Source organism: Kitasatospora sp. NBC_00070 (assembly GCF_045041205.1).
In the GTDB taxonomy this organism is placed as follows: Bacteria; Actinomycetota; Actinomycetes; order Streptomycetales; family Streptomycetaceae; genus Kitasatospora.
Genome location: NZ_CP108247.1, coordinates 184,240 through 195,810, shown reverse-complemented (window position 1 = coordinate 195,810; position 11,571 = coordinate 184,240). Strand labels below are relative to the sequence as shown.

9 protein-coding genes and 2 pseudogenes are annotated in these 11,571 nt (G+C 72.8%); 5 read left to right on the top strand and 6 right to left on the bottom strand.

Annotated features, from left to right (window positions below; all coding sequences use genetic code 11):
• Positions 1-113: 113 nt before the first annotated feature.
• Positions 114-218: pseudogene (locus tag OHV05_RS00905) on the top strand (dihydrofolate reductase); the annotation flags it as partial.
• Positions 219-225: 7 nt separating this feature from the next.
• Here the strand turns inward: OHV05_RS00905 and OHV05_RS00900 are convergent.
• Both OHV05_RS00900 and OHV05_RS00895 read right to left on the bottom strand, forming a co-directional pair.
• Positions 226-549 (bottom strand): hypothetical protein, encoded by a 324-nt coding sequence (locus OHV05_RS00900; RefSeq protein ID WP_405015808.1) that lies wholly within the window; start codon positions 547-549, stop codon positions 226-228.
• A 350-nt stretch (positions 550-899) separates the two neighbouring features.
• A pseudogene (locus OHV05_RS00895) lies at positions 900-1,058 on the bottom strand (MerR family DNA-binding transcriptional regulator); the annotation flags it as partial.
• Positions 1,059-1,303: 245 nt separating this feature from the next.
• On the opposite strand from OHV05_RS00895, the gene OHV05_RS00890 reads away from it, so the two are divergent.
• Positions 1,304-3,019 (top strand): GAF domain-containing protein, encoded by a 1,716-nt coding sequence (locus tag OHV05_RS00890; RefSeq protein WP_405015807.1) that lies wholly within the window; start codon positions 1,304-1,306, stop codon positions 3,017-3,019.
• Between the two features lie 122 nt (positions 3,020-3,141).
• Here the strand turns inward: OHV05_RS00890 and OHV05_RS00885 are convergent, their stop codons facing one another.
• Positions 3,142-3,834: a response regulator gene (locus tag OHV05_RS00885; RefSeq protein ID WP_405015806.1), complete on the bottom strand. Its 693-nt coding sequence runs from the start codon at positions 3,832-3,834 to the stop codon at positions 3,142-3,144.
• Between the two features lie 130 nt (positions 3,835-3,964).
• Here OHV05_RS00885 and OHV05_RS00880 point away from each other — a divergent pair, with 130 nt between their 5' ends.
• Positions 3,965-4,738 (top strand): MIP/aquaporin family protein, encoded by a 774-nt coding sequence (locus tag OHV05_RS00880; RefSeq protein ID WP_405015805.1) that lies wholly within the window; start codon positions 3,965-3,967, stop codon positions 4,736-4,738.
• Between the two features lie 39 nt (positions 4,739-4,777).
• Here OHV05_RS00880 and OHV05_RS00875 read toward each other — a convergent pair whose 3' ends face one another.
• Both OHV05_RS00875 and OHV05_RS00870 read right to left on the bottom strand, forming a co-directional pair.
• On the bottom strand, positions 4,778-5,479 hold the full coding sequence (locus tag OHV05_RS00875; RefSeq protein WP_405015804.1) for a pyridoxamine 5'-phosphate oxidase family protein: 702 nt from the start codon (positions 5,477-5,479) through the stop codon (positions 4,778-4,780).
• A 347-nt stretch (positions 5,480-5,826) separates the two neighbouring features.
• Positions 5,827-6,834 carry an Acg family FMN-binding oxidoreductase gene (locus tag OHV05_RS00870; protein ID WP_405015803.1) on the bottom strand — a complete coding sequence of 336 codons (1,008 nt, stop codon included), beginning with the start codon at positions 6,832-6,834 and terminating at the stop codon, positions 5,827-5,829.
• 338 nt (positions 6,835-7,172) lie between these two features.
• Between OHV05_RS00870 and OHV05_RS00865 the strand changes: the two genes are divergently transcribed.
• Both OHV05_RS00865 and OHV05_RS00860 read left to right on the top strand, forming a co-directional pair.
• Positions 7,173-7,721 (top strand): flavodoxin domain-containing protein, encoded by a 549-nt coding sequence (locus OHV05_RS00865; protein ID WP_405015802.1) that lies wholly within the window; start codon positions 7,173-7,175, stop codon positions 7,719-7,721.
• Positions 7,722-7,866: 145 nt separating this feature from the next.
• The gene (locus OHV05_RS00860; protein ID WP_405015801.1) at positions 7,867-10,275 is read left to right on the top strand and encodes a glycoside hydrolase family 65 protein; all 2,409 of its coding nucleotides are present in this window, start codon (positions 7,867-7,869) and stop codon (positions 10,273-10,275) included.
• Positions 10,276-10,332: 57 nt separating this feature from the next.
• Here OHV05_RS00860 and OHV05_RS00855 read toward each other — a convergent pair whose 3' ends face one another.
• A complete protein-coding gene (locus tag OHV05_RS00855) occupies positions 10,333-11,247 on the bottom strand; it encodes a slipin family protein (protein ID WP_405015800.1) in 915 nt (304 codons plus the stop codon).
• Positions 11,248-11,571 lie beyond the last annotated feature (324 nt).

The following is an 11,571-nucleotide window of genomic DNA, read 5'->3' as shown; positions in this document are numbered from 1 at the left end:
TCGGGCAGTTGGGCCGACACGCCGACTGTCTCCGTGATGCGCTCACACTGATTTCGAACAGAGCCTGGAGCAGCCGGCCCAGGAGTGCCCGTCCGCACGGGCGGCGGCGCGACGGCGCGGGCACGCCGCTGTTCACCGGCGGAGCGCCGCGCATGCTGGTGCAGCGGAGCGTGACGGCGACGTCGACCGCGACGCACCTGGTCTACGAGGTGGGCTGAGGGCGGGTCACGGACTGCGGAGCGCTCGTGGCCGGATCACGTCGGCCGTCGATGCCCTGGCCCAGGGCGGGCGCACCGTGCCTTCGAGGAGTTCGGGGGAGGTCAGTTTCAGTGCGATGGCGAGGCGTTGCAGCGCCTGGGGGTCGAACTCCAGCCCCGTGCCGAGGAGTTGACGGAGATAGGCCGCGGTCAGTCCGGCCCGTCGGCAGAGCGCTTCGTCGGTGAGGCCGAGGTCGAGCTGCCGTTCGGCGATGCGGTGTGCGAGCCCGGTCGGGTCCGGGGCCTCGTCCCAGGTGCGGCGGGCCGGTCCGTGGTCGGTGAGTGCGTTCATGGTCCCGTTCACCCCTCGTGGAGTTCCGGTCGGGCTGCTGCCCTGTGCCCACCAGCGTCGTCGGTGGACGGGGCGGGAGCCAGGGCCGGGTGGTCCGGCTCCTGGGCCGGTCGGCCCTGCGGCCTTGCCCCGGGCGGGTCCCGGCCGGGCAGCCTAGCTGAATGAGTCCAAGGGGCACGGCCTTGCCGAGCGTCACCTGAAGTTGCTGCGACCGGCCCGCAAGGGGGAAGCCGAGCCGGCCGCCGGGTCACACCTGTTCAAACCGGGTGTGGAGTCGACCGGCCACACATCGTCGCTCCACAGCGAGGTGTCGCGGGCCACGATCCGGATCATGCTGGTGAGCAGGTGAGAACGCGGCGCGCAGCCGCACTACGGGTGGTCGGCGCTACCACCCCCGAATCGGAGTAGAACCGGATGGTCCTCACAGACAAGCCGGTCCGCCGGGAAAGCTCCCCGATCGAGTAGAGGGTCGTAACGTCCATGTCCCCCACTCTGCTGTCTCCAGTCACTGGAGACTCAAGGCCATTCCCCAGCCGGGCCCCGACCGAGACCTCCTCCGAGGTACTGAAGCATGCGTCGCGTGCTCTCCGCTGACCGCCAGGATGAAACGGGCACGCCTTGCACGCGCTGGGCGAGCGAGGGCAGCGACATGCGGCACCGCTCGCCGGTGGGCTACGGCTACGAGCCCTTGGACTCAATCATCTAGGGTGGGAGACAGTGTCCGCAGACCGTTGCGAGCGTCCTGGAGGAGCCGGTGAGCGACGCAGCCGGGGCGGGACAGGTGCCGGTGACGCAGCTGCGCCTGGACGCTCTGCTGGACGAACTGCAGACCCGGTTGGACGTGGCGCGGGGGACCAGGGACCGGGTGCACAGCCTGCTGGAGGCCGTCCTCGCGGTGGGTCGCGACCTGGAGCTCGGCCAGGCGCTGCGGCACGTCGTCGAGGCGGCGGTGACCCTGGTGGACGCCGAGTACGGCGCGCTGGGGGTGATCGGGGACGACCAGCGACTCTCGCAGTTCGTCCCGGTCGGGGTGACGGAGCAGCAGATCGAGCGGATCGGTCCGCTGCCGTCGGGTCACGGCCTGCTGGGTGAGCTGATCCGGCATCCGGTCCCGCTGCGGACCGGGAACATCGCCGGGCATCCGGCCTCGTACGGGTTCCCGGACCACCACCCGCCGATGCGCAGCTTCGTCGGGGTGCCGATCCGGATCCGGGACAAGGTCTTCGGCAACCTGTACCTGACCGAGAAGCGGGGCGGCGGCGAGTTCGACGCCGAGGACGAGTCGGTGCTGGCCACGCTCGCGGTCGCGGCCGGGGTGGCGATCGACAACGCGCGGTTGTACGCACAGGCGCGGTTGCGGGAACGGTGGTTGACCGCCGGCGCCGAGGTGACCAGCAGCCTGCTCTCGGGTAGTTCCGAGCAGCAGGTGCTGGGCCTGCTGGTGGCCCGCGCGGGCGACGTGGCGGGTGCGGATCTGGCGGTGGTGGCCCTGCCGGTGCCGGGCTCGCAGGAGCTGGAGGTGCGGATCGCGGTCGGGCTGGGGGAGCGTCGGCACCGGGGCCTGGTGGTCCCGCTGGAGGGGTCGTTCGTCGGGGAAGCGGCCCGGACCGGCGGGCTGGTGGTGAGCGCCGATGTCCGCAACGACCCGCGGATCACGGCCGGACCGTCCCGGTGGGAAGGGCTCGGGCCGGCCGTCGCGGTGCCCGTCGGCACCCCCGAGCACGGGCTGCGGGGCGTGCTGATGCTGGCCCGGGCGGCGGGCCGACCGCTCTTCGGGGCGGACGAGTCGGGCCCGCTCGTGGGTTTCGCCGGGCAGGCGGCGGTGGTGATGGAGCTCGCCGAGCGGCGCCGCAACTCCGAGCAGATGGCCCTGCTCCAGGAACGGGACCGGATCGCCCGGGACCTGCACGACCTGGCCGTCCAACGGCTGTTCGCCACCGGGATGACCCTGCAGGGGGCCACCCGGTTCATCGAGCATCCGGAGGCCACCGAGCGGGTGCTTCGGGCGATCGACGATCTGGACGAGACGTCGAAGACCATCCGGGCCACCATCTTCGGGCTGCGGGCCAGGGAGTCCGGGCCGGCCGCCGGGGGACTGCGGGCGAAGGTGGTCGAGGTGGTCGAACGGGCGGCGGACGTGCTCGGTTTCATGCCGGGGCTGCGGATGACCGGCCTGCTGGACGTGACGGTGCCGCCCGAGGTGGCGGACGAGGTGCCGGCCGTCCTCCAGGAGGCCCTGTCGAACGCCGCGCGGCACGCGGCGCCGACGGTCGTAGGGGTGTCGGTGGCGGCCGGGACGGAGCTGGTCCTCACCGTGACCGACAACGGCCGCGGGCTGCCTGCCGGCGGGCGGCGCAGCGGGCTGGCCAACCTGGCCGACCGGGCCGCCGCGCACGGGGGGAGCTTCGAGGCCCGGGCGCCCGCCGAGGGCGGGACCGAGCTGTGCTGGCGGGTGCCGCTGCCGGAGTGAGGCGCTGTCAGTCGGCGGGCTCCAGCACGGCGGTGCCGGTGCTCGCACCGCCCACGGCCGTCCGGTGTCCTGCCCGCGGCACGGGCCGGTCGGCCCCGATCCCCGGGCCCGAGGGGAAGGGGTCAGTGCGGGCGCCCCGGGTGCTGGTCGGGGTCGGCGTGAGCGGCGAGGACAGCAGCCTGGAGGCGGCGCTCCACGCCGAGTTTGGCGAGCAGTCGGGAGACGTGGTTCTTGACGGTCTTCTCGGCGAGGTAGAGCTCTCTGCCGATCTCCCGGTTGGTCATCCCCTCGCCGACCAGGGCGAGGATCTCGCGCTCACGCGGCGTCAGTTGGGCCAGTGCGGCGTCGGGTTCGCTCGCCTCGTGGTGGCGCAGGCTCTCCATGAGCTTGCGGGTGGTGGCCGGGTCGAGCATCGACTGCCCGGAGGCGACCGTCCGCACCGCCTGCACCAGGTCGGCGCCTTTGACCTGCTTGAGGACGTACCCGGCGGCCCCGGCCATGATCGCGTCCAGCAGCGCGTCGTCGTCGTCGAAGGAGGTGAGCATCAGGCAGAGCAGCCCCGGCATCCGGTCCCGCAGCTCCCGGCAGACCGTCACCCCGTCGCCGTCCGGCAGCCGGACATCCAGGATCGCCACGTCCGGCCGCAGCGCGGGCACCCGGGCCAGCGCCTGGGCACAGGTCCCGGCCTCCCCGACCACCTCGATGTCCGGCTCGGCCTCCAGCAGGTCCCGGACCCCGCGCCGGACCACCTCGTGGTCGTCGAGCAGGAAGACCCGCACGGGCAGGTCGGAGTCGCGGGGCTCGGTGACGTCCATCGCTGCACTCCTGGGGCCGAAGGGAACCGCTGCTCCGATTCTGGGCGCGCCCGCCGCCCGCCGCAGTGTCACACCGGGCTTGTCGGCCGGGCCGGTGACAGGATGAGGGAGCGGTGCGTGGAGGTGAGCGATGGCGACCACCCGGCAGTGGCGGCGGTGGGCAGCCGAGGGAGTGGGGACGTTCTTCCTCGTCCTGGTGGCCGCCGGCGCGGGTGTGGTCGGTGCCGTCACCGGGGGCGGTGTCGGGCCGTCCGCCCACGCCGTGGCGGCCGGTCTGACGGTGCTCGCGCTGATCTACACGCTCGGTGAGACCTCGGGGGCGCATCTCAACCCGGCGGTGACACTCGCGTTCGCGGCCCGGGGTCACTTCCCGTGGCGTCATGTCCCGGCGTACCTCGTGGCGCAACTGGCCGGGGCGCTGGCCGCCGCCGGTGTGCTGCGGGGGCTGTTCGGCGGGACGGGGGAGGTGGGGGCCAGCCGGCTCGGGCCGGGTGTCGGCTGGGGCACCGGGCTGGCGTTGGAGGTCCTGCTGAGCCTGGGGCTGATGACGGTCATCCTCGGTACCTCGTCGGGGGCGCGGAACATCGGTCACAACGCGGCGATCGCCATCGGCGGGTACATCGCGCTGGCAGGGCTGTGGGCGGGGCCGGCGTGCGGGGCGTCGATGAACCCGGCCCGGAGCCTGGCCCCGGTGGTGGCGGGCGGGCACGGCGGGCCGCTGTGGATCTACCTCGTCGGTCCGCTGGTCGGAGCGGGGCTCGCGGTTCCGCTCGCCTGGGTCCTCCGGGGGAGGCCGAGCGAGGAAGCCACCCGGGCGGCGCAGGGCGCGGACGGCGCGGACGGGACGGACGACCGGTCGCCCCCGGCGCAGGGCGGGGCGGGGGACGGGTCCGGGACATGGTGATCGGCCCGGCGGTCGGTGTCGGTCGGATGCGTGGCCGGGTCAGTGCAGGTGGTCGTCGGGTGCGATGGTGCCGATACGTCGGCCGGTGATGCCGTCCGGGCGGACGCGCACCCAGATCGGCCGGTTGCCCCCGGCCCACGGCTCGCCACCGGGCTGTGCCTCCAGGTCCTGGATCTCCGTCGGGTCGTCGACGGCCTCGGCGGGTCCGGTGAGCAGCACGCTCCATCCGGTGCCCACCCGGTCGTCGATCCGGTCGACCTGGAAGGACACCACGGTGCCGGGAGTCGGTGCGGCAGCGCCGTGCGGGTCGGTGCGGTACACGACGGTGCCGACGCGGACGGTGTAGTTGACGGGCAGTACGGTCGGCCCTGGCTTCGTCGCCAGGGCGATCCGGCCGACTCCTCCGCTTCCCAGGCGGTCCCAGCACTCCTGGGTGGTGAGGCGGATCAGGGCGGGGTGTACGGCGGGCGGGCCCTGGCCCGGGGGTGGGTCGGCGGGGCCGTCGGTCAGCTCGCGGTAGGTCAGATCCATGGCGGCGCCGAGCCGTAGCAGGCTCGCGGGGTCGAAACCGGCTCCTGCCGTCATGAGGAGCCGAAGGTAGGCCGGTGTCATGTTCGCCCGCTGGGAGAGTACTTCGTCGGTGAGGCCGAGGCGGTGCTGTCGGTCGGCGATCCGGCGGGCGATGACGCCTTGGTCCGACAGGGTCGCGGCGGGTGCGGTGCCGGTGTCCGGGTCGTTCACGGTGTGCTCCTCGCAGGGTTCGGCTCAGGTCCGGAAGAGGGTGATCGTGAGGGCGCCGCTCGGCCGCGGGCCGAGACGTGTCCGAGCACCCGGCCCTCGGCGACCCCGGGGACGTGGACAACCGGGTCCGGTGCCTCGCCCCAGGTTCGGCGGCCCGGTCCGTGACAGGTCAGTGCCTTCATGGTCCTGTGCGCTCCTCGTGGCGTTTCCGGACGGCGGGCCCAGCCGGGTGACCGGCCCTGCCTTCTCCCAGCGTCGCGCGGGTGCCGACGCGCGCCCAGGGCCGGACGGGTCGGGAAACGGGCCGTCCGGCCCTGGCGCGCTCCGGCGATCCAGGGGCGGCCCGGCTACCCGGGAGGTAGTCCCCGCAGGCCGCCGTCGCTGTCCAGTACCTCTGCCACCGTCAGTCGGGGCGTCGGAGCGCCCTCGGGTCCGTAGCCGAGCCGGACCAGCATCTGCACGTGCTCCGGCCCCTGCTCGGAGTCGCGTGCTTCCCAGCGCAGTTGGGGCCATTCCATGACCTGGTGCAGCAGGGACGCGCGGACCTGGTGCACGGTCGCGGTGAGCAGGAGGTGTTCCAGGGCGAGGCCTGCGCGCAGCCAGTCGATCGGCCGGTCGTTCGCGGTGGTCAGCACCGCGATGCGCGGCTCGGCCTCGAAGGCGGCGGGTGGCAGGTGGTCGGCGGGGCGGATCGCGGCGAAGTCCCGTACCGGGAGGCGGCCGGTCGCGTCCTGGGGGCCGAGCGCCGCGTCCGGGATCCCCAGAGCCGGGGCTCCTGGTTCCCGGAGCCAGGAGCGGCTCTCCGCACTGCGCGCCGGGTCGGTGGTGTTGCGGCGTTCGGCCTCGGCGGTGAGCCCGAGCAACCGGTGGGTCTCCGTCCGGTCCGGCAGGTGGAGCACCGCGCCTTCGGCCCGTGCCGCCCGGGTCAACTCGTCGAGGACGGCCGGCGGCACCGGCTCGCCGGTGAACGGTGTGCGGATGGTGTGCCGGTGCCAGATCGCCTCGAACAACTCGGCGACGCGCAGGGGTTCGGTCCGGACCGGGCGGTCCAGGCCGACGGTGGCCAGCAGGTCGGCCTCGCCCGGGTCGGGCAGCAGGCGGATCTCCGGGGCCCAGCCGAGATGGCGGGCGGCGATCCGCAGGTTGAGGATTGCGGCACCGACGGAGATGTGCAGGGCCCGCCCCTGCGGGTCGGCGGCGGTCAGCAGGTGCTCGGGGCGGGCCCGCACCTCCAGCGTCGACGTCTCGGGCCGCAGGCGGAAGCGCCAGGGCTGGGTGTTGTGCACGGACGGCGCGGCGACGGCTGCGGAGAGCAGCTTCTCCAGGACGATCGCGTCCAGAGTCAGGACGGACATGACGGCACCTCAGGTCTGCGGTGGGTCGGCGGACGGGCCGCGCGGGCCGCGTACGTCACCGTGGGCTCCAGGGTCGGGCGGGGCGAGGGCGGGTGCTCTCACCACCCACTGTCCGCCGTTCTCCGAACGACGGCTTGGGCCGATCGGCCCTTCCGGCGGGCGCTCGTGCAGCGGACGATGAAGGACACCATGGGCATCGAGAGCGCTGCGACGGTGCTGCGCGGTCCGGTCCGCCGTTTCACCACGTACCCTGCCCGGTCGCAGTGGTATCGGACGGCTGATCGGCTGACGAGCCATCACGACGAGGACCGGACCACACACGGAAGGCGTGAGACTCCATGCATGCGGTGATCGTCTACGAGAGCACGTACGGCAACACCCGCCGGATCGCCGAGGCGGTCGCCGAGGGCGTCCACGACGCGGCTCCGGAGGCGGACGTCCAGTGCCTGGAGGCCTCCGCGACGGACGGTGGCATGACCCGTTCCGCAGATCTCCTGGTGGTCGGTGGCCCGACCCACCTGCGGGGCCTGTCCACTCGCCTCAGCCGGAGACTCGCAGCGAGCTCCAAGATCGACAAGGACGACAAGGACGACGACAAGGTCGAACGGAGGAGCTCCGGACCGGAGCCGAAGGTGGCCGGAACCGGGCTCCGCACCTGGTTCCACACACTCCCTGCCGCCCGCGCCGGCGCCCGCGCCGCCGCCTTCGACACCAGAGGGGAGTCCCGGGGCAGTGGCGGCGCGGCCGACGGGATCGCCCGCCGCCTGGCGCGCCACCACTTCGACCTGGTGACCGAGCCCCGGGGTTTCGTGGTGCGGGACGTCGCGGGCCCGCTGCGCGAGGGCGAGCTCGCCCTGGCCCGGGAGTGGGGCAGGCAGCTGGTGTGACGGGCCGGCAGAGGCCAACCGAGGTACGGCAGGCGCGGTACGGAGCGCCTGCCCGGCCGGCCGGACCACCGGAGGCCCTGAGGCAGGAGACGGCAATGGGACACCTGGACGGAAGCTCTGCGGTCGGGACCGCCGAGGAGCGGGAGTGACGACGCAGCCGCTCCGAGGCGGCCTGGCGGACGAAACCTGGCGCCTGAGGTACGAGGGGTACGAGCCGTCGTCGGAAGGCGTGCGCGAAGTCCTGTGCGCGGTCGGCAACGGGTATCTGGTCAGCCGCGCGGCCGCTCCGGAGGCGGAGGCGGACGGGGTGCACTACCCGGGCACCTACCTGGCCGGCTGCTATGACCGGACCGTCTCGGTGGTCGGGGGCCGGGAGGTGGAGAACGAGGACCTGCTGAACTGCCCGAACTGGCTGCCCTTCACCTTCCGTTCCTCCGAGGGCGAGTGGTTCTCCGGACCCCCGGCGAGCCAGCACCTGGAACTGGACCTGCGTACGGGTGTGCTGACCAGGACCGCTCTGGTGGTGGACGCACTCGGCCGCCGGACCAGACTGGTGCAGCGCCGGATCGCGAGCCAGGCGCAGCCGCACCTGCTCGCGCTGGAGACCGAACTGCTGCCGGAGAACTGGTCGGGCGGGCTGGAGGTGCGCTCCGCCCTGGACGGTACGGTCGCCAATACCGGCGTCGCCCGATATCGCGGTTTGACCAGCCGTCACTGGGAGTCCGTGGGCCAGGGCGTGGACCGGGACGGCCAGTTGCACCTGGAGGTCGCCACCCGCGGATCGGCGCTCCGTCTCGCGCTCGCCGCCCGCACCCGCGCCCACCGGTCGGGCGTGCCGGTGGCGACGGTGCGGACCGAGGAGGTCCGGGACGGCTGGGTGGCGCAGACCCTGGTCATGGACGTGGCCGAGGGTGTGCCGGTGACGGTGGAGAAGACGGTGGCGGTGTACACCTCCCGCGACCAGGTCGCCGGGTCGCCGCTGCGGGCCGCCCGGTCGCTCGTGCAGCGGGCGGCCGGCTTCGACGAGCTCGTGCGTGAACACTCGCTCCGCTGGGCCCGGTTGTGGCTCCGGTTCCGGTGCGAGGCGGACTTCGAGGGGGTCGGGACGATCCGTCTGCATCTGTTCCACCTGCTGCAGACCTACTCCGAGCACTCGGTGGGCCTTGACGTCGGCATCCCCGCCCGGGGCCTGCACGGCGAGGCCTACCGCGGGCACGTGTTCTGGGACGAGCTGTTCGTCCTGCAGGTTCTCAACCTGCGCTTTCCCGAGCTCGCCCGGGCCGTGCTGGACTACCGGCACCGCCGCCTGGACGCGGCCCGCCGGGCGGCTCGCGAAGCGGGCCTGCGCGGGGCGATGTACCCGTGGCAGAGCGGGAGCGACGGCCGGGAGGAGTCCCAGCAGCTGCACCTCAACCCGCTCTCCGGACGGTGGCTGCCCGATCACAGCCACCTGCAACGGCATGTCGGTTCGGCCGTCGCCTACAACGTCTGGCAGCACTACCAGGCCACCGGTGACGTGGACTTCCTGGCCACCACGGGCGCCGAGATGCTGGCGGAGGTCGCCCGGTTCTGGGTCGACCTCGCGGCGTACGACCCCGCGCGTGAGCGCTGGTCGATCCGCGGCGTGGTCGGCCCGGACGAGTACCACGACGGGTACCCGTGGACGGATCGGCCCGGGCTGGACGACAACGCCTACACCAACGTGCTCGCCTCCTGGGTGCTGGCCCGCGCCCAGGACGCGCTCGACGTCCTGCCCGCCCGTCGGCGCGAGGAGCTGACGGATCGTCTGGGACTCGACCCCGGCGAACGCGACCGGTGGCAGGAGGTCGGGCGGCACCTGCACGTCCCCTTCCACGAAGGCGTGCTCAGCCAGTTCGAAGGCTACGACCGGCTGGACGAACTGAACTGGGCTCTCTACCGGAGCCGCTACCCGGACCTGCGGCGGCTGGACCGGATCCTGGAAGCCGAGGGCGACAGCGTGAACCGCTACAAGGCGTCCAAACAGGCCGACGCCCTGATGCTCTTCTACCTGTTCTCCGCCCGCGAGGTCCGCGACCTGCTGCGCCGGCTCGGCTACCCGGCCGGACACGAACTGATGCGCCGCACCGTCGACTACTACCTGCCCCGCACCGTGCACGGCTCGACCCTCAGCGCCGTGGTGCACGCCTGGGTGCTGGCCCGCTCCGACCCCCGGGCGTCCTGGCGGTTCTTCCGCGACGCCGTGGCCGCCGACCGTCAGGACCTCCAGGGCGGCACCACGGCCGAGGGCCTCCACCTCGGTGCCATGGCCGGCACCGTCGACCTCCTGCAACGCGGCTACACCGGCCTGGAGATCCGCCAGGACGCCCTCTGGCTGGACCCCCGGCTGCCCGCGGCCCTCGGTCACCTCGAACTCGACCTGCGCTACCGGGGCCACCAGGGGGTGACGGTCACGGTGGACCGAAAGACCGTGACGATCGCGCTGCCGGAGAACAACCGTCAACCGGTCGAACTCCACATCCGGGGCACCGCCGCAAGCGTCCGGCCGGGCGAGCAGCGAACCTTCACCCGCTGACGGGCCGTCACCGCTCGGTGGCCGTGGCCGGCGCCCCGTCGGGGACGGTCACGTCGGTCACCGCTGCGGAATGGCCCGGCCGCCGTTGACCACCGCCTCCGGGACGGGCCGGGGGTGGGTCGGCTGCGGGACGAGAGGGAGCGCGGGGGTGCCGTCCGGTGCGATGGTCGGCCCGGTGGTCGGCGGGGTCTGCCGGGTTGCGGCGGCGGTCTCGCGGGCGAGGAAGGAACCGAGTTCGCCGATGGTGCTCATCAGCGGTGCGGGGAAGACGACGGTGGTGTTCTTGTCCACGCCGATCTCCACCAGGCTCTGCAGGTTGCGCAGTTGCAGGGCGAGCGGGTGGGCCATCATGGTGTCGGACGCGTCGCCCAGGGCGGCGGCGGCGAGGGATTCGCCCTCGGCGTTGATGATCTTCGCCCTCTTCTCCCGCTCGGCCTCGGCCTGGCGGGCCATCGCGCGCTTCATGCTCTCCGGCAGCTGGATGTCCTTGAGCTCGACCAGGGTCACCTGCACGCCCCACTCGACGGTGGTGACGTCGAGGATCTCGCGGATGTCCAGGTTGATGGTGTCGGTCTCGGAGAGCGTCTCGTCCAGGGTGTGCTGACCGACCACCTTGCGCAGCGTGGTCTGGGCGATCTGGTTGATCGCCGCGTCCACGTTCTCGATCGCGACGACCGACTTCACCGCGTCGACCACCCGGAAGTAGGCGACGGCGGAGACGTCGACGCTGACGTTGTCGCGGGTGATGATGCCCTGCGACTGGATGGGCATGGTGACGATCCGCAGCGAGATCCGGTGCAGCACGTCCACGATCGGGATGATCAGGGTGAAGCCGGGCTTCCTCGACGCGCGGATCCGGCCGAGCCGGAACAGCACGCCCTCCTCGTACTGCCGGACGATCTTCACGGACAGTGCGAACAGGAGCAGGAGGACCAGCGCGACGACGACGAGGACGACGATCAGGGTTTTCATGGTGTGCCTCTGTTCAGTTGTGGTCGGGCCGGCGGGAGGCCGAGCGGGCAGCACGAAGTGACGGTCCGTTCGTCGTCCGGGCCGTCGGGGCAGGTGGGGCGGCGGGCAGCTGCAGGGGCATGGTGATCCTCGGCAGGAGGAGGTCACCGGAGGTGCCCGGTTGTGAGCTGATCGCTCCCGAGGTGGGCGTGAGGCCGACCGTCGTCTCCGGGCTGGCTGCTGGCTCAACCACCTTCGACGGTACTCGCGTACCACGCCTGTTGTCGATGCTGCCTGTCGGCGGCCGGTTCGGGCGGACAATGGCCACGTGAACCGCCGATGCGA

What these genes read in the sequence shown, in the direction of transcription:
- OHV05_RS00870 (WP_405015803.1), bottom strand. Translation starts at nt 6,834, where the DNA reads ATGTCCGTCCTGACTCTGGACGCGATCGTCCTGGAGAAGCTGCTCTCC.
- OHV05_RS00865 (WP_405015802.1), top strand. Translation starts at nt 7,173, where the DNA reads ATGCATGCGGTGATCGTCTACGAGAGCACGTACGGCAACACCCGCCGG.
- OHV05_RS00885 (WP_405015806.1), bottom strand. Translation starts at nt 3,834, where the DNA reads ATGGACGTCACCGAGCCCCGCGACTCCGACCTGCCCGTGCGGGTCTTC.
- OHV05_RS00880 (WP_405015805.1), top strand. Translation starts at nt 3,965, where the DNA reads ATGGCGACCACCCGGCAGTGGCGGCGGTGGGCAGCCGAGGGAGTGGGG.
- OHV05_RS00900 (WP_405015808.1), bottom strand. Translation starts at nt 549, where the DNA reads ATGAACGCACTCACCGACCACGGACCGGCCCGCCGCACCTGGGACGAG.
- OHV05_RS00855 (WP_405015800.1), bottom strand. Translation starts at nt 11,247, where the DNA reads ATGAAAACCCTGATCGTCGTCCTCGTCGTCGTCGCGCTGGTCCTCCTG.